Here is a 21,275-nt window from a genome sequence, read left to right as displayed (position 1 = left end):
AAAGTAACAATGCTTATGCGAATTGCAGCAATTTCTGACATCCACGGGAACCTTCCCGCTCTGGAAGCGGTGCTGGCCGATATCGCCAAGCGTGGCGCGGATGTCACGGTCAACCTCGGCGATATCCTGTCCGGCCCGCTTCAGCCGCGTGCCACGGCGGAGCGGCTGATGGCGCTGGACTTCCCCACCATCGCGGGCAACCACGAGCGCCAGGTGCTGACGCACGCTGTGGAGCGCATGGGGGACTCGGACCGCTTCGCCTATGACGAAATCACCGAGCTGCAGCGCGCCTGGCTGCGCAGCCTGCCGTCCACCTTGCGGCTCACGCCCGATGTGCTGCTGGTGCATGGCACGCCGTCGTCGGATCTGGTGTACTGGATGGAGTCGGTGGATGACCGTGGGCAGCGGCAGGCCAGTTACGAGGAGGTGCTGGAGCGGGCAGGGGATGCGCAGGCTTCGCTGATCCTGTGCGGCCACACGCATGTGCCGCGCAGTGTGCTGCTTGATGACGGGCGGCTGATCGTCAACCCCGGCAGCGTGGGGCTGCAGGCGTATTCGGATGTGCATCCTTTGCCCCACAAGGCCGAGAACGGCACGCCGCATGCGCGCTACGTCATCATCGAACGTATTGGGCAGCAGTGGCAGGTGGAGCACATTGCGGTGGCCTACAACTGGGATGAGATGAGCTCGCTCGCCAACGCCAACGGACGCCCCGATTGGGCGCATGCGCTGGCTACCGGCCGCATGCCGCGTCAGTAAAGTCCGCTTGCGTGGCCGATGAGGGAGAAGGCTGCAAGGAGTGTGGCAATCTGCGTGCCAATTACCCAACGGATTTCATTGCGCAGGGCGCGGACTTCGGTTTTGATGTCCCGACTGGATTCCTCCAGGGCGACGAGCCGAATCTCAAGCGCAGAGAAGCGCGATTCAAGCGCGGATACGCGGGATTGGAGCGAACTCACCTGTGCCTCAAGTGCGGCTATGCGCGCCTGTAGCACGCGAAGTTCGGCGCGAATCTCGATAAGCTGCTCGGTATGCTGCTGCAGCGTATCAAGAGATTTCGCCAGCGCTTCCACAGCGGCCTCCAATCTTGCCAATCGTGCCTCGCGACCATCATCCGCCCTGTCGTGGCGGGCGTCAACCGGTGTACCATTCATAGGTCCTCCTGAGTCTGTCGAACGGCAATGCACGGGGGGCGCTGAACTGAAGACTTAGCCGCCGGGAGAGAAGATGCGTGCACCGATATTGCTTGGACTGATTTTGTGCGCACAAGCTGCGCAGGCCGCTGAGCCGGAGGACGACAGCATCGTCACCGACCGGCCGGACTTCGTGGAGTCGAGCAATGTGGTGGGCAAGGGCCGCTTCCAGATCGAGACCAGCGTAGCGCTGGAGCGTAACCGCGACGCGGGCGTGCGCGAACGCACCTCTTCCACACCAACCTTGCTGCGCTACGGCGTCAGCGATACGCTGGAGCTGCGCGCCGAAACGGATGGCCGCATGCGCTATCGCAGCGACGGGCCGGAAGGCGCGCTGCGCCAGCGCGGCTACGCCGACACCTCTATCGGGGTGAAATGGCACGCGCGCGACGAGGACGACAAGGGCCCGTCCATCGGCCTGCTGCTGCACGCCGACCTGGACTCCGGCTCGAGCGCGTTCCGCGGGCAGGGCGTACGCCCGTCCCTGCGCTTGGCCGCCGAATGGGAGCTGCCGGACGACTATTCGCTCGGCATCATGCCCGGCCTGATCTGGGACAAGAACGACACCGGCAAGCGCGCCGTGAACGGCATCTTCGGCATCGTCGTCGGGAAGTCCTGGACCGACAGCTTCCGCACCTTCGTCGAACTCTCCGCGCCGCAGATCGCCAAGGCCCGCAACGGCGGTTCGCAATACACCTTCGACCTGGGCGGCGCCTGGCTGCTGAGCAAGAACTGCCAGCTGGACGCGGCCTGGTCGCGCGGCCTGAACCGCAACACGCCGGACAATGCTTTTACTATCGGCATCTCCATCAAGATATAGTAAATTGCTATTGAATTGATTTAATTAATTATCTTTGTTAATCGTCTTGCCCTCCATAGAATGAACACATGTTCAAACAGAGGAGTGCAAGACCATGAATCCGCCAATTACCACCGCCTCCGGCATCCCCGTTGCGGACGACCAGAATTCCGCCAGTGCCGGCGCGCGCGGCCCCCTGCTGCTGCAGGACTTTCACCTGATCGAAAAGCTCCAGCACTTCAACCGCGAGCGCATTCCCGAGCGCGTCGTCCATGCGAAAGGCTCCGGCGCCTACGGCACCTTCACCGTCACGCACGACATCACGCGCTACACCAAAGCGAAGCTGTTCTCCGCCATCGGCAAGCAGACCGAAACCTTCGTGCGCTTCTCCACCGTGGGCGGCGAGAAGGGCAGCGCAGATACGGAACGCGACCCGCGCGGCTTCGCGGCCCGCTTCTACACGGAAGAGGGCAATTGGGACCTCGTGGGCAATAACACGCCCATGTTCTTCATCAAGGACGGCATCAAGTTCCCGGATTTCATCCACACCCAGAAGCGCTGCCCGCGCACCAATCTGAAGTCACCCACAATGATGTTCGACTTCTGGAGCAAGGCGCCCGAAAGCCTGCACCAGGTGACAATGCTCTTCAGCGACCGCGGCACGCCGGACGGCTACCGCCACATGGACGGTTTCGGCAGCCACACCTATAGCCTGATCAACGAAGCTGGCGAGCGCGTGTACGTGAAGTGGCACCTGAAAACGCAGCAGGGTATCCGCAACCTGAGCGCGGCGGACGCGGTGCGTATTGCAGGCGAAGATCCCGACTACGCGCAGCGCGACCTGGTGAACGCCATCGACCGTGGCGACTTCCCGCGCTGGAATGTCATGCTGCAGGTGGCGACGGAGGCGGAGCTGGACGCATGGAGCGCCCGCACCGGCTGGAATCCCTTCGACCTCACCAAGGTCTGGCCGCACGGCGACTTCCCGCTCATTCCCGTGGGCGTGTTCGAGCTGAATCGCAATGCCGTGAACTACCACGCGGAAGTGGAGCAGGCCGCGCTGTCTCCGGCGAACATCGTGCCCGGCATGGGCTTCTCGCCGGACAAGATGCTGCAGGCCCGCCTGTTCGCCTATCACGACGCCCAGCTCTATCGCGTCGGCACCAACCACCAGCACCTGCCCGTGAACGCGGCGCGCTGCCCCGTGCATAACCACCAGCGCGATGGCGCAATGGCGATCAATAACGGCGGCTCGGCGCAGAACTACGGCACGGTGGCCGCGGGCGGCGCCAAACGGGAAGGCCTGGGCCATGGCGAACCGCCGCTGGCGCTGCATGGCGCGGCTGCGCGCTACGACGGCCGGGGCGCCGAGGACGACTACACGCAGGCAGGGAACCTGTTCCGCCTGATGCCGCCGCAGGAACGCCAGAACCTCTTCGACAACCTGGCAGGCCCCATGAGCCAGGTGAGCGACGAGATCATCCTGCGCCAGCTGGGCCACTTCGACAGGGCCGATCCCGCCTACGGCGCGGGCGTTCGCGCGGCGCTGAAAGCGCGCGGCCGCAACATCGACTGAGTTGACGAAAGGGCAAGCGGGAACGTTTGCCCTTTTTGCGTAAACCCGGCAAAGCGAGGACAATAGCGGGATCGCAATTTCGTGGAGCGGGAACCGACAATGCCAATCAAAATCAGCCAGAACTTCGACTCGGGCGCCATCGAGGTGGTGAACGCGGACAATGCAGCCAACATCGAACTGAAACTGCGCAAGGATTCGCACGCCGACATCTGGCAGTGGTTCCACTTCCGCGTACAGGGCGCGCGCGGCCAGGCGCTTCACATGAAAGTGCTGAACGCTGGCGAGGCAACCTATGCGCAAGGCTACGAGAACTACAATGCCTGCGCGAGCTACGACGGCGAGAACTGGTTCCGCGTGCCCACCTCCTTCGACGGCAAGGTGATGACCATCCGCCATACGCCGGACCTGGACAGCTGCTACTACGCCTACTTCGAGCCCTACTCGTGGGAGCGCCACCTGCGCCTGCTGGGCGAAGTGGCCGAAAATCCCCTGGCGCGCGTGCACGATATCGGCTCCAGCGTCGATGGCCGCGACATGAACCTGGTGGTGATCGGCGACCCGAAAGCGGAAAAGAAGATCTGGTTCATCGCGCGCCAGCACCCGGGCGAATCGATGGCCGAGTGGTTCATCGAAGGCCTGATCGATGCGCTGCTGGACGACGCCAACCCCATCGCCCGCAAGCTGCTGCAGCGCTGCGTGTTCTACATCGTGCCGAACATGAATCCGGACGGTTCCGTGCGCGGCAACCTGCGCACCAATGCAGCGGGCGCGAACCTGAACCGAGAGTGGATGACGCCGACCCTGGAGCGTTCGCCGGAAGTGCTGTGCGTGAAGCAGAAGATGCACGAAGTGGGCATCGACATGTTCTTCGACATCCACGGCGACGAGAACCTGCCCTACAACTTCGTGGCCGGTAACGAGATGCTGGAGAACTTCACGCCGGAACGCATGGCGGCGCAGAAGGCCTTCATCGAGCGCTATAAGGCGGCCAGCCCGGACTTCCAGGACGCAGTGGGCTACCCGGTCAGCAAGTACAAGGAAGACATGCTCACGCTCGCATCCAAGTACGTGGGCCACCACTTCGGCGTGCTCTCGCTCACGCTGGAAATGCCCTTCAAGGACAACGCCGACCTGCCGTCGCCGACGGTGGGCTGGAACGGCGCGCGCAGCGCGGCGCTGGGCATGGCCATCCTGCAGCCCATCCTGCTGTCGCTGGACGACTGATGGGCGTCGAGATCGAACGCAAGTTCCTGGTGGCTCACGACGGCTGGCTGCGCCAGGGCGAGCCGGTACTGCTGCGCCAGGGCTACCTGTCCTCGCATCCGGAGCGCGTGGTGCGCGTGCGGATCGAGGGCGAGCGCGCGGTCATGACGATCAAGAGCAAGGCGGTGGGCGTCAGCCGGGGCGAGTGGGAATACGAGCTGCCGATGGCGGACGCCGCCGAGTTCCTTGACAGGCTGTGCGAGCAGCCCATCATCGAGAAATACCGCCGCCGCATCCCCTACGGCGGCTTCGTGTGGGAAGTCGATGAGTTCCTCGGCGCGAACGCCGGGCTGGTGGTGGCCGAGATCGAGCTGCCCTCGGAAGAGCAGGCCTTCGAGAAGCCGGACTGGGTGGGCGAGGAAGTGACCCACGACGTGCGCTACCTCAACTCCAACCTCATCAAACATCCATACTCCCGCTGGTAAGGCGCGCGCTTTCGTACTAGTCTGGAGGAATGGACAACGACGTTCATTCGCGCCTCGCGCACATCGAAGCCATCCTGCCGACCTTGGCAACAAAGGCCGACGTGGAGGCATTGCATGCGGAAATGCTCAGGGTTGCCAGCGAAACGCAGAAATGGATGTTTGCTTCCGTAATTGGAATATTCATAGGTTTCGGCGGGCTGTTTTTGGCGATGGGGAACTTCTATCTAAAACAGCAGCCCCCGCCGCCCCCGGTCCAGGCCAGCCCCGCGCCGCAACCAGCAGCAGGAGCAGCGCCGCCGGTTCAGCAATGGGGATCGGTGACAATTAACCCGCCTCAGCCGCCATCCAAATAAAAAGCCTCGCAGTGCGAGGCTTTTGTTTAGTGGAAGTGCTCGGTGCCTGTTGGGGCGTCTTCCGGCATTTCGGCGTGGACCAGCTCGCCTGACGGGTCGGCGAAGAGAGGGGCGCCGCAGTCGTCGCAATACTCGGCCACATAGCGTTCGCCCAGCTTCTTCACGATGGTCACGCCTGCGGCATTCAAGTGCTCGACAATTTCCTCGACCGGCGTGCGCGGCTGCAGCAGCTCGGCCAGGCCGCCTGCCAGCGGGCCTTCGGGCGGCGTGCCTTCCTCGTCTTCCTGGCCGTAGAGTGGCCACACGACGCCATAGATCACGTCCGACTCGGCGCGGCGGGTGAAGGCCACGCGGTATTCGTCGATCTGGCCGTCCGCGTTCTCCTCGCCGAAGCCCGCAATCACGGCGCGCAGGTCGGAGGGCTCCCAGGCCAGGGAATGCGTGAGGTAGTGCACGGCGGCGCGGATCGAGATGGGGCGGATCTGCTTGTCCGCCTCGCGGCAGGCCATGTAGTAGGCCTCCGGCAGCAGCAGTTCGATGCCGCAGCCGGGCAGCAGGCGCGCCACGGTGGGCATGGCCTGGGTGCGCCACTGTTCCAGCGCCAGGCGGCGTTCCTCGGCCTGGTGCAGGTGGGCGCCCGGCATCTGCCAGCGGAACATCGCTTCGCCTGCCGGGGCGACCACGGCGGCCACCAGGTAGCGCGTGTCGGCCAGGAAGGGAGCGGTTTCCTGGATCTTCACTTCCGTCTTCACGGCCGCGCCCTTCAGCGCGGCCAGGGCCAGCTTGTGGGTCTTGCTGTAGGCCTCGGCATGGGTGCGCGGCAGCTGGTCGATGGAGAACAGCATGGACGACATCGCCATATGCGTGTTGTCGGCCAGCAGATGCGCCGAGAAGTGGGCGGACAGGGTGTTCAGCACATCGGCCGGAATCGGTCCCGAGGCGATCGAGAAGCGGGTCCAGGCCAGGATGGGGGCGGCGACCAGCAGCACGTCGTATTCGGCGTCCTCATGCACGATGGTGGCGGACTCGCTGACCGCTTCCACGCTGTCCATGAGGATGTCGTAGGCGTTCAGGTCCAGGCTGAAGAGGGCGTTCAGGGCGCCGTCGACGGTGTCCTGGTGGCCGGTCTTGAGCAGCTTGTGCAGCTGGTTGTCGAGCGCACGCTCCCAGTTGCGCTCTTCAATGCGGCTGGACGCCTGGCCCACGGCCTGGGCAAGGGTGAGAAGGCGCTGGCTGTCGGCGGACAACTTATGGGATGAATCTTTGGATGGGCGACGCATGGCGCTTACGGTTCTCAGTCAGAAAAAATTGCAATTACTCGTATTGTAGTGGATTCGGCAAGGGTGGGGACGTTCAATGAAAAACGCCGGGATGACCCGGCGTTTTTGGTGCGATACCTCCGGCGGGCGCTTAAGCTGCCAGCAGTTGGCGCAGCACGAATGGCAGGATGCCGCCGTGCTTGTAGTAGTCCACTTCGATCGGGGTATCGATGCGCAGCAGGACCTTCACTTCCTGGCTGGAGCCGTCTTCGCGGTGGATCACCAGCGTTGCCAGCTGCTGGGGCTTGATCTCGCCTTCCAGGCCCTTCAGGTCATAGATCTCCTTGCCGGTGATGCCCAGGGTCTCGACGCTGTCGTTGCCGATGAACTGCAGCGGCAGCACGCCCATGCCCACCAGGTTGGAACGGTGGATACGCTCGAAGGAACGGCAGATCACGGCCTTCACGCCCAGCAGCTGGGTGCCCTTGGCCGCCCAGTCGCGCGAGGAGCCGGTGCCGTATTCTTCGCCGCCGAAGATCATGGTCGGGGTGCCTTCCGCCACATACTTCATTGCCGCGTCGTAGATCGACAGCTGTTCGCCGCTCGGCTGGTGGATGGTGATGCCGCCTTCGACTGCGGAACCGTCGGCCTTCGGCGGGATCATCTTGTTCTTGATACGCACGTTGGCGAAGGTGCCGCGCATCATGATCTCGTGGTTGCCGCGGCGCGAGCCGTAGGAGTTGAAGTCGGCCTTCATCACGCCGTTTTCCTTCAGCCACTTGCCTGCCGGGCCGTCTTCCTTGATCGAGCCTGCCGGGGAGATGTGGTCGGTGGTGATGGAGTCGCCGAACACGCCCAGCGCGCGCGCGCCGGTGATGCCCGCTGCGGCGGCCGCAGGTTTCATCTGGAAGCCTTCGAAGAATGGAGGCTCGGCGATGTAGGTGGACTCAGGCCAGTTGTACACCTGGCCCTCGGTCGAGGACACGGCTTCCCACAGCTTGCCCGGAGCGCCCTTCACGTCGGCGTAGTTCTCCTTGAAGACCTTGGAGTTCATGGCGAACTTCATCAGCTTGTTGATCTCGGCGGAGGTCGGCCAGATGTCGCCCAGGTAGACGTCCTTGCCGCCCGTGCCCTTGCCAACCGGCTCGGTCATCAGGTCGCGGGTCACGTTGCCGGCGATGGCGTAGGCCACCACCAGCGGCGGCGAAGCCAGGAAGTTCGAACGGATGTTCGGGTGGATGCGCGCCTCGAAGTTGCGGTTACCGGACAGCACCGCAGCAGCCACGATGTCGTTGCTGGTGATGGTGGCGTTCAGTTCCGGCGTCAGGTCGCCCGCGTTGCCGATGCAGGTGGTGCAGCCGTAGGCGGTCACGCCGAAGCCCAGCTTTTCCAGGTAGGGCAGCAGGCCGGCGGCGGTCAGGTACTCGGTCACCACGCGCGAGCCGGGGGCCAGCGAGGTCTTGATGTGCGGGGCGACGGTCAGGCCGGCTTCCACGGCCTTCTTGGCCAGCAGGCCCGCGGCCAGCAGCACGCTCGGGTTCGAGGTGTTGGTGCAGGAAGTGATCGCCGCGATCAGCACGTCGCCGTTCTTCACGTGCACGCCATTGCTGGTTTCGTACACGGTGGTCAGGTCTTCAGGGTTCTTGTTGAAGCCATTGGCGGTGGTCGGCTTGGAGAACAGGTCGGTGAAGGTGGCCTTCACGTTGCCGATCTCGATACGGTCCTGCGGACGCTTCGGGCCAGCCAGCGACGGGGTCACGGTGGACAGGTCCAGGTGCAGTTCGCGGGTGTAGTCGATCTGGCCGGCCTTCGGCACGCCGTACATGCCCTGGGCCTTGAAGTAGCCTGCGAAGGCGTCGATCTCGGCGCGGGTGCGGCCGGTGCCTTCGAAGTACTCGATGGTGGCGTCGTCCACGGGGAAGAAGCCCATGGTCGCGCCGTATTCCGGCGCCATGTTGGCGATGGTGGCGCGGTCGGTCACGGTCAGGGACTCGGTGCCTTCGCCGAAGAACTCGACGAACTTGCCCACCACTTTCTCTTTACGCAGCATCTCGGTGATGGTCAGCACCAGGTCGGTGGCGGTGCAGCCTTCGCGCAGGGCGCCGGTCAGGTTCACGCCGATCACGTCCGGGGTCAGGAAGTACACAGGCTGGCCCAGCATGCCCGCTTCCGCCTCGATGCCGCCCACGCCCCAGCCCACCACGCCGATACCGTTGATCATGGTGGTGTGCGAGTCGGTGCCCACCAGCGAGTCAGGGTAGTACACGCCGTCGGCATTGTGCACGCCGCGCGCCAGGTATTCCAGGTTCACCTGGTGAACGATGCCGAAGCCCGGAGGCACGACGCCGAAGGTGTCGAAGGCCTGCATGCCCCACTTCATGAACTGGTAGCGTTCGTTGTTGCGCGAGAATTCCAGCTTCATGTTCAGGTCCAGGGCCTTGGGCTCGCGGAAGTGGTCGATGGTCACGGAGTGGTCCACCACCAGGTCCACCGGAACCAGCGGCTCGATCTTCTTCGGGTTCACGCCCATCTTGGAGGCCACGTTACGCATGGCGGCCAGGTCGGCCAGCAGCGGAACGCCGGTGAAGTCCTGCAGCACCACGCGGGCCACGACGAATGGAATCTCGTCGACGCGGTCGGCGGTCGCGCCCCAGTTCGCCAGCTGGCGCACGTGCTCTTCCGTGACCTTCTTGCCGTCGCAGTTGCGCAGCACGGATTCCAGCACGACGCGGATCGACACCGGCAGGCGGGAGACTTTGGCGCCCAGGGCTTTTTCCAGCGCAGGCAGGGAGTAGAACTTACCTTTCTTGCTGCCGGAAATAGGGAATTCCTTGAGCGTATTCAGTGTGTTGCGGGACATGACCTCTCCTTCAGGTGGGTATCGTCTGTTATTGATGTTGAAGCTAAAACTGTTACTGCATTCAGGTTTGCGGGGCGGCCTGCGGGGCCTCCACGCTGGCCGGTTTCAACTGCTCGGCATTCCGGCATTCATTGGCAAGCTGGCGGTTCAGTTTCGAATCGAGCAGCATGCCCTTGGCGGGAATGCCGATCCAGATCAGGCCATACAGCTTGTTCTCGAAGCGCTGCGCGCCGGTGGTGGTGGCCACGCGCGTCAGGCGGTGCAGGCGCTTCTTCCAGCGCAGCGCGATATGCGAATCGTCCGCCGCGTTCTCGTAGATCGTGATGTTGCTGCCCACTTCGCAGGTGTAATCGGTGACGGTGGAGCCTTGCGTATCCGGCTCGTCGGCCTCGGGGTCGGGCGCCTTGGGCGCAGGGGCAGCCTTTGCCCTGGCTTTCGCCTTCGGCTTGGCGGCTGGCTTCTTCTGCGCCTCCGCCTTGGGCGTATCGGCGGCCAGGGCTTCGCTGTAGAACAGCAGGGTGCTGGCGGCGAGGGCGGCCAGGCTGAGGGCGGTGAGCAGTTTGTTCAGACGCATTACGATGCTCCTTGTTCGTTCATCAGCGCCGCTCCCGCTTCCGGCAGCGGCAGGCCTGCGAGGCGGGCGCGCTGCAGCACGGTCCAGTAATAGCGGTAGCTGGCGCGGTCGTGCAGGCGGCCGTGCATGCTGATCGGGCCCCACTGCGCCTTCTCCGCCTCATGCAGGATGGCGGCGGCCTCGTTCACTTCCGAGGCGCGCGGCGTGAAAGCCTTCACGATGGGCTTGATCTGGCTGGGATGGATGCTCCACATGCGCGTGTAGCCGAATTCGGCGGCCGCGCGCTGGGCGTCCGTGGCCACGACGGCGCTGTCCTTGATCTCGGTGGTCACGTTGTGCGACGGCGTTTTGCCGTGGGCGTGGCAGGCCGCTGCGATCTCCAGCTTGGCGCGCACCACCAGCGGGTGCGCGAACTGGCCCGGCGTGCGCATGGCATTGGCCGGAATGGCGCCGTGGTGGGCGGACACGAAATCCATGATGCCGAAGGACAGGCATTCGACCTGGGGCAGGGCGGCGATCTCGAACGCTTCGCGCAGGGCGCCGTGAGTTTCGATCAGCACGTGCAGGGGCAGGTCGGCGCGGCCCGCCTTGGCCGCGTGCTTGTTGACGATATCGATGGCGCGCATCACTTCCTGCGCGTTTTCGGGCTTGGGCAGCACGATATAGGCCAGCTTGTGCGCGGCGGCGCCGACGATGATTTCCACGTCGCGCTCGAAATGGGGGCTGTGCAGGTCGTGCACGCGGGCGCCGATGCGGCCGTGCTGGTTCGCTTCGTCCAGCAGCAGCTGGGCCACCAGCTGGGCGTGCGCTTCTTCGTTGCCGGCGGCGGCGCCGTCCTCGCAATCGAAGGTGATGTCAAAGACAGGGCCAAGCTCTTGTTGCAAGGCCATCGACTTGCGCATCAGCTTTTCGGAACCTGCGTAATGGTCGCAGGCCGGCAGCAGATGCGGCTGGCGTTTGCCCTGGAATAAAACCTCGGATGGGTGCATCGGTGTAGCGGAAACAGGTACAGAAACGGATGCCGCCGCGCTGCTGTCGGCAGCGCGGCGGGTCTTGCGGATCGGTTTGACCGGCTCCACAGCGTTAAGGAATTACGGCAGCAGGTGCTTCACGCCTTCGCGCTCTTCGGTCAGTTCCTTGAGCGTGATGTTGATGCGCTCTTGCGAGAAGGCGTCGATTTCCAGGCCCTGCACGATCTTGTATTCGCCGTTCTCGGTGGTGACCGGGAAGCCGAACATGATGCCTTCAGGGATGCCGTAGGAGCCGTCGGACGGCACGCCCATGGTGGTCCACTTGCCGTTGGTGCCCAGCACCCAGTCGCGCACGTGGTCGATGGCGGCGTTGGCAGCCGAAGCAGCCGAGGACAGGCCGCGCGCTTCGATGATCGCGGCGCCGCGCTTGCCCACGGTCGGCAGGAACACGTTGGCGTTCCATTCCTGGTCGTTGATCATGTCCTTGACCGACTTGCCTTCCACGGTGGCGAAGCGGTAGTCGGCGTACATGGTCGGGGAGTGGTTGCCCCACACGGTCAGCTTCTCGATGTCCTTGACGGCCTTGCCGGTCTTGGCGGCAACCTGCGACAGGGCGCGGTTGTGGTCCAGGCGCAGCATGGCGGTGAAGTTCCTGGCCGGCAGGGAAGGGGCCGACTTCATGGCGATGTAGGCGTTGGTGTTGGCAGGGTTGCCCACCACCAGCACCTTCACGTTGCGCGAGGCGACGGCGTCCAGCGCCTTGCCCTGCACGGTGAAGATCTGGGCGTTCGCTTCCAGCAGGTCCTTGCGCTCCATGCCCGGGCCGCGCGGACGGGCGCCCACCAGCAGGGCCACGTCGGCGTCCTTGAAGGCGGTCATCGGGTCGGAGTGGGCGGTCATGCCGGCCAGCAGCGGGAAGGCGCAGTCGTCGATTTCCATCATCACGCCTTTCAGCGCTTTCTGGGCTTTCTCGTCAGGGATTTCCAGCAGTTGCAGGATGACTGGCTGATCTTTGCCCAGCATGTCGCCGTTGGCGATGCGGAACAGCAGGGAATAGCCGATCTGGCCGGCGGCGCCGGTGACGGCAACACGCATTGGGGTTTTAGCCATGGTGAATCTCCAAAGTGGATAGAAAACGGTCGAAGCTGGGCCTGTGCCTGGCTTGGGAACTTATAATGATACCAAAACCGGCAGGGTCTTTCTGCCGCGCGCGCGGCAATTTCGACGGCGAGTGTAGGCTCAGCATGGCCTTCTGTCAATCATATCTTATGTCTTATATAAGACAGATAAGTTGTCGGGTTTTACTGGACGGGTTTTGCCTTTTGTGGTGAAATCGCGGTCTATGAACCCGGTCCCGCCCAACAATACCAGTGCAGGTGCAGCCTCGGGCGCGCCCGCTGCGGCGAGCTCCGGAGCGTCCGCGCCGTCCCCCACCTTTTCTCCGCTGTACCAGCAGATCAAGGCCCTCATCACCCAGAGCCTGCAGTCGGGCGAGTGGAAGCCGGGCGAGATGATCCCCAGCGAAGTGGAGCTGGCCAACCGCTACAAGGTGAGCCAGGGCACGGTGCGCAAGGCCATCGACGAGCTGGCCGCCGAGAATCTCGTGATGCGGCGCCAGGGCAAGGGCACCTTCGTGGCCACCCACCACGAGGCGCGCGCCCATATCCGCTTCCTGCGCCTGCGCCCGGACGAGGGCCAGCCCAGCTACCCCGCCTCCACCTTCATCGAAGTCAAGCGCCTGCGCGCGCCCGCCGACGTGGCGCGCCTGCTGGACCTGAAATCGGGCGACGCCGTCATCTACATCAAGCGCGTGCAGTCCTTCGACGCCGTGCCCACCATCGTGGAAGAACTCTGGCTGCCTGGCGCCATCTTCAAGGGCCTGACGGCGGAGCGCCTGTCCGAATATAAGGGGCCGATGTACGGCCTGTTCGAATCCGAATTCGGCACCCGCATGATCCGCGCAGAGGAAAAGGTGAAAGCCGTTTGTGCAGGTGCGGAAGACGCGGGCCTGCTCAAGGTGGAACCGGGCACGCCCCTGCTCAGCGCCGAGCGCGTGTCTTTCACCTACGGCGACAAGCCGGTCGAGCTGCGCCGCGGCCTGTATTTGACGGACCGCCACCACTACCAGAACGACCTGAATTAGCGATAAGGAAATGGCATTATCGGGTTTGCAAGAAATAGACCGCGCCGCAACATAATTTTTGTTATATGTAAGAATACATATTGGTGAGATGTGGGAAATCGGCGAAAATCGCAGTCTCACTCCCGTAGCCGGGCTCTGCGGGAATCATAATTTAGCAATAGCATAGGGAGGTTTTGTCATGTCAGAAGCCGTAAGGGGAGCACCCAAAAAAGAACGGCGGGAGTTCCGTAACATCCATGTCCTGGAACTGTCCAACTACCGCTTGCCTTTAGCCGGCGTCGTTTCCATCCTGCACCGCATCAGTGGTTTCCTGATGTTCGCGCTGCTGCCGGTGGTGCTGTACCTGCTGCAACTGAGCATTCAATCCGAAATCTCCTTCGCCTACTTCCAGGGCATCGCCTCCCACTGGTTCGCCAAGCTGGTCATCCTGGCCCTGGTGTGGGCCTACATGCAGCACTTCTGCGCGGGCGTGCGCCACCTGATCATGGACACCCACGTCGGCCTGGACAAGGATTCGGCCCGCAAGAGCGCCGCCACCGTGCTGGTGATCAGCCTGATCGTAACGGCCCTGGTTGCCCTGAAACTGTTCGGAGTGTTCTAAAAATGGCTAACAACAATATCGGCCCGAAGCGCCTGGTCGTGGGCGCCCACTATGGCGTGAAGGACTGGCTGGCCCAGCGCGTGACCGCCGTCCTGATGGTGATCTACACCGCCGTCCTCCTGATTTCCTTCCTCACCGGCAGCAACTTCACGTATGAAGGCTGGGCCGGCCTGTTCGCGAAGCAGTGGTTCAAGCTCTTCAGCATGGTGACCCTGCTGGGCCTGTTCTACCACGCCTGGGTGGGCATGCGCGACATCTGGATGGACTATGTGAAGCCGGTCGGCATCCGCCTGACCCTGCAAATTGCCACCATCGGTTGGCTGATCGCTTGTGCCGTGTGGTCGGTGCAGATTCTCTGGAGTGTGTAAATCGTGGCAGCTATCAAATCTGCAATCCCTACCCGCCGCTTCGACGCGGTGATCGTTGGCGCCGGCGGTTCCGGCATGCGCGCCTCCCTGCAACTGGCGGAAGCGGGCCTGAACGTGGCCGTGCTGTCCAAGGTCTTCCCGACCCGCTCCCACACCGTGGCGGCGCAGGGCGGCATCGGCGCCTCCCTCGGCAACATGGCCGAGGACAACTGGTTCTGGCACATGTTCGACACCGTCAAGGGCGGCGACTACCTGGGCGACCAGGACGCCATCGAATTCATGTGCCGCGAAGCGCCGAAAGTCGTGTACGAGCTCGAACACTTCGGCATGCCTTTCGACCGCAACCCGGACGGCACCATCTACCAGCGTCCCTTCGGCGGCCACACCGCGAACTTCGGCGAGAAGGCCGTGCAGCGCGCCTGCGCCGCGGCTGACCGTACCGGCCACGCCCTGCTGCATACCCTGTACCAGCGCAACGTGCGCGCCCGCACCCACTTCTTCGTGGAGTGGATGGCCCTGGACCTGATCCGCGACGCCGAAGGCGACGTGGTGGGCGTGATGGCCCTGGAAATGGAAACCGGCGAGTGCATGATCCTGGAAGCGAAGACCACCATCTTCGCCACCGGCGGTGCAGGCCGCATCTTCGCCGCGTCCACCAACGCCTTCATCAACACCGGCGACGGCATGGGCATGGCGGCGCGCGCCGGCCTGCCGCTGCAGGACATGGAATTCTGGCAGTTCCACCCGACCGGCGTGTCCGGCGCGGGCGTGCTGATCACCGAAGGCGTGCGCGGCGAAGGCGGCATCCTGATCAACTCGCAAGGCGAGCGTTTCATGGAGCGCTACGCGCCCACCCTGAAGGACCTGGCGCCGCGCGACTTCGTGTCCCGCTCCATGGACCAGGAGATCAAGGAAGGCCGCGGCTGCGGCCCGAACAAGGACCACGTGCTGCTGGACCTGCGCCACATCGGCAAGGAAACCATCGAGAAGCGCCTGCCGTCGATCCTGGAGATCGGCCACAAGTTCGCCAACGTGGACGCCACCAAGGAACCGATTCCTGTCGTGCCGACCATCCACTACCAGATGGGCGGCATTCCGACCAATATCCACGGCCAGGTGGTCGTGCCCGCCGGCGACGGCTCGCAGAAGGTGGTCAACGGCCTGTACGCGATCGGCGAATGCGCCTGCGTGTCGGTGCACGGCGCGAACCGCCTGGGCACCAACTCCCTGCTCGACCTGGTGGTGTTCGGCCGCGCGGCCGGCAACCACGTGGTGGCGCAGAACCTGAAGCAGAAGGAAAACAAGCCGATGCCGAAGGATGCGGCCGACTTCGCCATGGACCGCCTGAACCGCCTGGAAACCTCCACCGGCGGCGAGAAGGTTCAGGGCGTAGCCAACGACATCCGCGCCACGATGCAGAAGTACTGCGGCGTGTTCCGCACGGACGATCTGCTCAAGCAGGGCTACGAAGAAATCATGAAGCTGGACGAGCGCCGCAAGCACGTGTCGTTCAAGGACAAGTCCAAGGTGTTCAACACCGCCCGCGTGGAAGCGCTGGAGCTGGACAACCTGATCGAGACCGCGAAGGCCACCATCACCTCGGCAGTAGCGCGCAAGGAATCGCGCGGCGCCCACGCGCACAGCGACTTCCCGAACCGCGACGACGAAAACTGGATGAAGCACACCCTCTGGTTCTCCGAAGGCAACCGCCTGGAGTACAAGCCAGTCGTCACCAAGCCGCTGACGGTCGAAACCTTCAAGCCAAAAGCACGTACTTTCTAAGCAAGGGCTCACAGATATGCCACGCACTCTCAAATTCAAGATTTACCGCTACGATCCGGACAAGGACGCCAAGCCTTACATGCAAGACCTGACGGTCGAGCTGAAGGATACCGACAAGATGCTGCTGGATGCGCTGCAGCGCATCAAGTCCGACGTGGACGATTCCCTGGCCCTGCGCCGCTCCTGCCGCGAAGGCGTGTGCGGTTCGGACGCCATGAACATCAACGGCAAGAACGGCCTGGCCTGCACCACCAACCTGAACGAGCTGACCGAGCCTATCGTGCTGCGTCCTCTGCCAGGCCTGCCGGTGATCCGCGACCTGATCGTGGACATGACCCAGTTCTTCAAGCAGTACGACTCGATCAAGCCCTTCCTGATCAACGACTCCATTCCGCCCGAGAAGGAGCGCCTGCAGTCGCCCGCCGAGCGCGAAGAGCTGGACGGCCTGTACGAGTGCATCCTGTGCGCCTGCTGCTCGACCTCCTGCCCGTCCTTCTGGTGGAACCCGGACAAGTTCGTCGGTCCTGCGGGCCTGCTGCAGGCCTACCGCTTCATCGCCGACTCGCGCGACGAAGCCACCGGCCAGCGCCTGGACAACCTGGAAGACCCGTACCGCCTGTTCCGCTGCCACTCCATCATGAACTGCGTGGACGTGTGCCCGAAAGGCCTGAACCCGAACAAGGCCATCGGCAAGATCAAGGAGCTGATGGTCCGCCGCGCCATCTGATGACGCAAATGGAACATCCTGCGCATCAGTCGGACCCCGCCAACCGCGCGCGCCTGCGCTGGCGTGCGCGGCGGGGCCTGCTGGAAAACGACATCATCCTGACGCGTTTTCTGGATGCGCACGAAACGGAATTGACTGACGAGGAAGTGGACGCGTTCACGCGGCTCCTCGACTTGTCGGACAATGCGCTGATGGATCTGGTGCTGGCCCGCAAGGAGCCGGAGGGCGAGATCGATCTGCCGCATGTGCACGCATTGCTGGCACGCCTGCGCCGCGCCTGATTTTTTTTAATAGCCGCATCTCTCCAGGAAAAGGAAGAGCACATGAACATCTCTGATAACAAAGCCACACTGTCGTTCTCCGACGGCAGCCCATCGGTCGAATTCCCGATCTACAAGGGCACGGTTGGTCCGGACGTGATCGATATCCGCAAGCTGTACGCGGGCACCGGCAAGTTCACCTACGATCCGGGCTTCATGTCCACCGCCTCGTGCAACTCGACGATCACCTACATCGACGGCGACAAGGGCGAGCTGCAGTACCGCGGCTACCCGATCGAGCAGCTGGCCGTGAACGCCGACTTCATGGAAACCTGCTACCTGCTGCTGAACGGCGAACTGCCGAACGCCGCGCAGAAGAGCGAATTCGTGGACACCGTGACTAAGCACACCATGGTCCACGAGCAGATGCAGTTCTTCTTCCGCGGCTTCCGCCGCGACGCGCACCCGATGTCGGTGCTGGTGGGCACGGTGGGCGCGCTGGCGTCCTTCTACCACGACTCGCTGGACATCAACGACGCCAAGCAGCGCGAGATCTCCGCGATCCGCCTGATCGCCAAGATGCCGACCCTGGTCGCCATGGCCTACAAGTACTCCATCGGCCAGCCCTTCATGTACCCGCGCAACGACCTGTCGTACAGCGCGAACTTCATGCGCATGATGTTCGGCAATCCCTGCGAAGAGTACAAGGTCAACGACGTGCTGGTGCGCGCCCTGGACCGCATCCTGATCCTGCATGCGGACCACGAGCAGAACGCCTCCACCTCCACCGTGCGCCTGGCCGGTTCCTCGGGCGCCAACCCCTTCGCCTGTATCGCTGCCGGCATCGCCTGCCTGTGGGGCCCTGCCCACGGCGGCGCGAACGAAGCGGCGCTGACCATGCTGAAGGAAATCGGCTCGGTCGAGAACATCCCCGACTTCATCGCCAAGGTGAAGGACAAGAACTCCGGCGTCAAGCTGATGGGCTTCGGCCACCGCGTGTACAAGAACTTCGACCCGCGCGCGAAGCTGATGCGCGAGACCTGCCACGAAGTGCTGAACGAACTGGGCCTGCAGGACGACCCGCTGTTCAAGCTCGCGATGGAACTGGAAAAGATCGCCCTGAACGACGAATACTTCGTGTCGCGCAAGCTGTACCCGAACGTGGACTTCTACTCGGGCATCGTGCAGTCGGCGCTGGGCATCCCTGTGTCCCTGTTCACCGGCATCTTCGCGATGGCCCGCACCATCGGCTGGATCGCCCAGTGGAACGAGATGATCGCCGATCCGGAGCAGAAGATCGGCCGTCCGCGCCAGCTCTTCATCGGCTCCCCGGTGCGCAACGTGCCGCCGCTGAAGGACCGCAAGTAATCCCATGCCTCGCGCATGGAAAAAGCGGGCTGCGGCCCGCTTTTTTCATTGTGCAGTAAGCCAGCGGTCCAGGGCCGGGCGGCTCATGGGGCGGCTGACGTAGTTGCCCTGGATGCTGGAGCAGCCGTTGGCGGCCAGGAAGTCGTGCTGGGACTGGGTTTCCACCCCCGTGGCCACCACGCGGATGTTCAGGTTGTGGCCGATGTCCAGCATGGTTTTGGCGAGCGCCCAGCTGCCGTTGCCCTGGCTCAGATTGCTGACCGAGCGGCGCGCGAGCTTGAGCTGGCTGACCGGCAGCTCCTGCAGGTAGCTGAGGTTGGACAGCCCGGCGCCGAAATCGTCCACCGAGAGCTTGATTCCCAGCTCGCTCATGCCGTCCGCCAGGCGCTTGGCCTGAGCCATATTGTTCACCAGCTGCTCCTCCCTCACCTCCACCGCCAGGCTGCTCGGCTTGACGCCGTGGTGGGCGACCCGGCGCGCAATATGGGGCAGGTAATCACGCTGGCTGATCTCGCGCCCGGAGGCGTTGAGGGAGATGGGCAGGTCGGGAAAGCCCAGCTGCGCCAGGTGGTGCAGGGTGTCGCACACCTCCTCCAGCACGCGCCGCCCCAGGGGCACAATGAGGCCGTTCTCCTCGGCCTCGGGCAGGAAGTCCGCGGGCAGCAGCTCGCCGCGCTCGGGATGGCGCCAGCGCAGCAGAGCCTCCAGGCCGAGGATGCGGCCGGAGGTGATGCACACGTCCGGCTGGAAGAGCAGATAGAGGTCGTCGCGCTCCAGGGCCTCCTTGAGCGCGTGCTCCATGCGCTGGCGGGCGGCGGAACTGGAGGCGATGGCGGGCGAGTAGAAGTGCACCGCATCCGGGCCGCCGTGCTTGCCCTCGTACATGGCCGTGTCGGCGGCGTGCAGCAGTTCGCTGGCGCCGAGGGCGTCGCTGGGATAGAGCGCCACGCCCATGCTGGCGCCCACGGCCAGAGGGCGGCCGTCGATGTCCATTTCCGGAGCCATGGCGCGGCGGACGCGCTCGATCATCTGCAGGGTGAAACGGAAGGAGGGCTGGTTGGCCAGCACCAGCACGAATTCGTCCCCGCCCAGGCGCGCCACGGTATCGCTCTCGCGCACCGCCGACTGCAGGCGGCTGGCCACTTCGCGCAGCACATGGTCGCCCGCCGCGTGGCCGAGCGTGTCGTTGATCTCCTTGAACTTGTTCAGGTCCATGAGGATGGTGGCCACCAGGTGCTGGTTGCGCTGGGCGGCGTGAATGGCCTGCTCCAGGCGGTCGCGCAGGAGGATGCGGTTGGCCAGGTTGGTCAGGGGATCGTGCGTCACCTGGTGCTCAAGCTCGGCGGTGCGCACCTTGAGGGCCGTGATGTCCTCGATGATGCCGATGTAGTGCGTGACCTGGCGGTTGCGGTCGCTCACGGGGGTGATGGTCAGGTGGTTCCAGAACACCTCGCCGTTCTTGCGGTGGTTGCGGAAGGTCACGCTGGCCGGGCGCTGGGCGGCGATGGCGGCGGCGAGGATGCCGCGCTGTTCCTCGTCGATGCCGGGGATGGCCATGAAGCCCGAATCGCGCCCCAGCGCTTCCTCGGCGCTGTAGCCGGTGATGCGCTCGAAGGCCGGATTGACGTATTCGATGGGATTGTTCATGCCATCGTGCCGGGTGATGACGATGCCGTTGCTGGCGGCGTGCAGCGCGCGCTCGCGCAGGTCCAGGGCCGACTGCTGGCGGTGCGGGGCGGAGAGGTCCATGCCCATGCCGAACATGTACATGGTCTCTCCGGCCCGCATGCGCGCGCCCCAGAACAGATAGGGAACGAGTTCGCCCTTGAGGCGTATCCAAGCTTCGAGCTGGATCTTTTCGTCCTGCTGGAACACGGCGCAGAAGGCGCGGGCGACCCTGGGCTTTTCTTCCGCCGGAAAGAGCTCCAGCATGTGCATGCCGCGCAGCTGTTCGGGACCGAAGCCGGTCAGCTGTTCAACCTTTTCGTTCCACAAAACGAAGTAGCCGGCCTCGTCGAGAACATAGAAAGTGCCTACAAGCAAGTTCATGATGTCCCGTAGAGGCAAAGCCCCGACCGCGACGGCCGGCTCCTGCCCGCTTTCGCTCATACCGCTCCCCTGAATGATTGGTCTTATATGCCGGAGTAACGGCCACGGCGGCTGCTCCCGGCAGGCAGGCGTCGTTCATTTCATGTGGATAGTGTGCATGAAAGGGCGGGGGAGCGCCGTCCAATTGGTCAACTGCTGAGCCCGGAAGCCTTATTTTTCAGGGTCTTCGTCCAGGAGGGCCTGGATTTCGGCCCTTTCCTTGGCGCTGACATGGCCGCCTTTGAGCGCGGCCAGCACGAGGGCCTTGCCCGAGCCCGCGAAGGCTTTATGGATGAGTTCCTTGAGCAGATTGGTCTGCACCGACTCCTGTTCCTGGGCGGGCGCATAGACGTGGGCACGCTGGCTTTCGTCGCGCGTGAGCAGGCCTTTGGCGTGCATCAGCTGGAGCTGGCGCAGCACATTGGCGTAGGTGGTCTCAGGTTTATTGTCCAGGGCAGCCTGGTGCACCTGGCGCGCGGTGGACGGGCCGAGGGCGAACAGCAGGCGCAGCATCTCCAGTTCGGCGGCGGTCGGTTTCGGCAGGGCAGGGGTGCTCATGGCGCATCTCTCAAGGGGAGGGGATGGAAGTAGAATAAATTATCTAGATCAAAATGTCTAGCCGGGCCGCGAAATGTTAATTTTCCGGCATTGCAGGATGGCCGGGA

Annotated in this window: 21 protein-coding genes; 13 read left to right on the top strand and 8 right to left on the bottom strand. The window is 63.8% G+C overall.

Annotation, left to right across the window (positions count from 1 at the left end; genetic code table 11):
• Positions 1–15: 15 nt before the first annotated feature.
• The gene (locus tag LSQ66_RS14075) at positions 16–759 is read left to right on the top strand and encodes a metallophosphoesterase family protein (protein ID WP_231765830.1); all 744 of its coding nucleotides are present in this window, start codon (positions 16–18) and stop codon (positions 757–759) included.
• On the opposite strand, the gene LSQ66_RS14070 is transcribed toward LSQ66_RS14075, so the two are convergent.
• Entirely contained in the window at positions 753–1,154 is a 402-nt protein-coding gene (locus tag LSQ66_RS14070) for a DUF4349 domain-containing protein (protein WP_231765829.1), read from the bottom strand. The two genes, LSQ66_RS14075 and LSQ66_RS14070, sit on opposite strands and share 7 nt — an antisense overlap.
• A gap of 73 nt (positions 1,155–1,227) precedes the next feature.
• Between LSQ66_RS14070 and LSQ66_RS14065 the strand changes: the two genes are divergently transcribed.
• The 5 genes from LSQ66_RS14065 to LSQ66_RS14045 all read left to right on the top strand — a co-directional run bounded on the left by LSQ66_RS14065 (position 1,228) and on the right by LSQ66_RS14045 (position 5,609).
• Complete coding sequence (locus LSQ66_RS14065) at positions 1,228–2,013, top strand: transporter (protein ID WP_231765828.1); 786 nt, start codon at positions 1,228–1,230, stop codon at positions 2,011–2,013.
• A 94-nt stretch (positions 2,014–2,107) separates the two neighbouring features.
• The gene (locus tag LSQ66_RS14060) at positions 2,108–3,568 is read left to right on the top strand and encodes a catalase (RefSeq protein WP_231765827.1); all 1,461 of its coding nucleotides are present in this window, start codon (positions 2,108–2,110) and stop codon (positions 3,566–3,568) included.
• 99 nt (positions 3,569–3,667) lie between these two features.
• Positions 3,668–4,792, top strand: coding sequence for a M14 family metallopeptidase (locus LSQ66_RS14055; RefSeq protein WP_231765826.1), 1,125 nt, complete (start codon positions 3,668–3,670; stop codon positions 4,790–4,792).
• Positions 4,792–5,256: a CYTH domain-containing protein gene (locus LSQ66_RS14050; RefSeq protein ID WP_231765825.1), complete on the top strand. Its 465-nt coding sequence runs from the start codon at positions 4,792–4,794 to the stop codon at positions 5,254–5,256. Before LSQ66_RS14055 ends, LSQ66_RS14050 begins: the two co-directional genes overlap by 1 nt.
• 29 nt (positions 5,257–5,285) lie before the next feature.
• Positions 5,286–5,609 carry a hypothetical protein gene (locus tag LSQ66_RS14045; protein ID WP_231765824.1) on the top strand — a complete coding sequence of 108 codons (324 nt, stop codon included), beginning with the start codon at positions 5,286–5,288 and terminating at the stop codon, positions 5,607–5,609.
• 26 nt (positions 5,610–5,635) lie between these two features.
• Here LSQ66_RS14045 and LSQ66_RS14040 read toward each other — a convergent pair whose 3' ends face one another.
• The 5 genes from LSQ66_RS14040 to LSQ66_RS14020 form a co-directional block, all read right to left on the bottom strand.
• Complete coding sequence (locus LSQ66_RS14040; protein WP_231765823.1) at positions 5,636–6,889, bottom strand: DUF2863 family protein; 1,254 nt, start codon at positions 6,887–6,889, stop codon at positions 5,636–5,638.
• A gap of 130 nt (positions 6,890–7,019) precedes the next feature.
• Positions 7,020–9,728, bottom strand: coding sequence for an aconitate hydratase AcnA (gene acnA, locus LSQ66_RS14035; RefSeq protein WP_231765822.1), 2,709 nt, complete (start codon positions 9,726–9,728; stop codon positions 7,020–7,022).
• 61 nt (positions 9,729–9,789) lie between these two features.
• Positions 9,790–10,302, bottom strand: a complete 513-nt coding sequence (locus LSQ66_RS14030) for a hypothetical protein (protein ID WP_231765821.1) — start codon at positions 10,300–10,302, stop codon at positions 9,790–9,792.
• The gene (locus tag LSQ66_RS14025; protein WP_231765820.1) at positions 10,302–11,291 is read right to left on the bottom strand and encodes an HpcH/HpaI aldolase/citrate lyase family protein; all 990 of its coding nucleotides are present in this window, start codon (positions 11,289–11,291) and stop codon (positions 10,302–10,304) included. The genes LSQ66_RS14030 and LSQ66_RS14025 overlap by 1 nt, the downstream gene beginning before the upstream one ends.
• Positions 11,292–11,393: 102 nt before the next feature.
• The gene (locus LSQ66_RS14020; protein ID WP_231765819.1) at positions 11,394–12,383 is read right to left on the bottom strand and encodes a malate dehydrogenase; all 990 of its coding nucleotides are present in this window, start codon (positions 12,381–12,383) and stop codon (positions 11,394–11,396) included.
• Positions 12,384–12,615: 232 nt separating this feature from the next.
• Here LSQ66_RS14020 and LSQ66_RS14015 point away from each other — a divergent pair, with 232 nt between their 5' ends.
• The 7 genes from LSQ66_RS14015 (at position 12,616) to gltA (ending at position 18,522) form a co-directional block, all read left to right on the top strand.
• A complete protein-coding gene (locus LSQ66_RS14015) occupies positions 12,616–13,416 on the top strand; it encodes a GntR family transcriptional regulator (RefSeq protein WP_231765818.1) in 801 nt (266 codons plus the stop codon).
• Positions 13,417–13,594: 178 nt separating this feature from the next.
• Complete coding sequence (gene sdhC / locus LSQ66_RS14010) at positions 13,595–14,017, top strand: succinate dehydrogenase, cytochrome b556 subunit (protein WP_231765817.1); 423 nt, start codon at positions 13,595–13,597, stop codon at positions 14,015–14,017.
• A 2-nt stretch (positions 14,018–14,019) separates the two neighbouring features.
• The gene (gene sdhD, locus LSQ66_RS14005) at positions 14,020–14,385 is read left to right on the top strand and encodes a succinate dehydrogenase, hydrophobic membrane anchor protein (RefSeq protein ID WP_231765816.1); all 366 of its coding nucleotides are present in this window, start codon (positions 14,020–14,022) and stop codon (positions 14,383–14,385) included.
• A 3-nt stretch (positions 14,386–14,388) separates the two neighbouring features.
• On the top strand, positions 14,389–16,167 hold the full coding sequence (gene sdhA / locus LSQ66_RS14000; protein WP_231765815.1) for a succinate dehydrogenase flavoprotein subunit: 1,779 nt from the start codon (positions 14,389–14,391) through the stop codon (positions 16,165–16,167).
• Positions 16,168–16,183: 16 nt separating this feature from the next.
• Positions 16,184–16,894 (top strand): succinate dehydrogenase iron-sulfur subunit, encoded by a 711-nt coding sequence (locus LSQ66_RS13995; RefSeq protein WP_231765814.1) that lies wholly within the window; start codon positions 16,184–16,186, stop codon positions 16,892–16,894.
• A gap of 8 nt (positions 16,895–16,902) precedes the next feature.
• A complete protein-coding gene (locus tag LSQ66_RS13990) occupies positions 16,903–17,175 on the top strand; it encodes an FAD assembly factor SdhE (protein ID WP_407659515.1) in 273 nt (90 codons plus the stop codon).
• A 42-nt stretch (positions 17,176–17,217) separates the two neighbouring features.
• Positions 17,218–18,522: a citrate synthase gene (gene gltA, locus LSQ66_RS13985; RefSeq protein WP_231765812.1), complete on the top strand. Its 1,305-nt coding sequence runs from the start codon at positions 17,218–17,220 to the stop codon at positions 18,520–18,522.
• 45 nt (positions 18,523–18,567) lie between these two features.
• On the opposite strand, the gene LSQ66_RS13980 is transcribed toward gltA, so the two are convergent.
• The gene (locus tag LSQ66_RS13980) at positions 18,568–20,571 is read right to left on the bottom strand and encodes a putative bifunctional diguanylate cyclase/phosphodiesterase (protein ID WP_231765811.1); all 2,004 of its coding nucleotides are present in this window, start codon (positions 20,569–20,571) and stop codon (positions 18,568–18,570) included.
• 210 nt (positions 20,572–20,781) lie between these two features.
• The gene (locus tag LSQ66_RS13975; RefSeq protein ID WP_231765810.1) at positions 20,782–21,168 is read right to left on the bottom strand and encodes a BlaI/MecI/CopY family transcriptional regulator; all 387 of its coding nucleotides are present in this window, start codon (positions 21,166–21,168) and stop codon (positions 20,782–20,784) included.
• Between the last annotated feature and the right edge of the window lie 107 nt (positions 21,169–21,275).

The organism is Massilia endophytica (genome assembly GCF_021165955.1).
In the GTDB taxonomy this organism is placed as follows: Bacteria; Pseudomonadota; Gammaproteobacteria; order Burkholderiales; family Burkholderiaceae_D; genus Rugamonas; species Rugamonas endophytica.
Note: the sequence above shows the minus strand (reverse complement) of the source record. Positions and strands in the feature narration are given on the sequence as shown.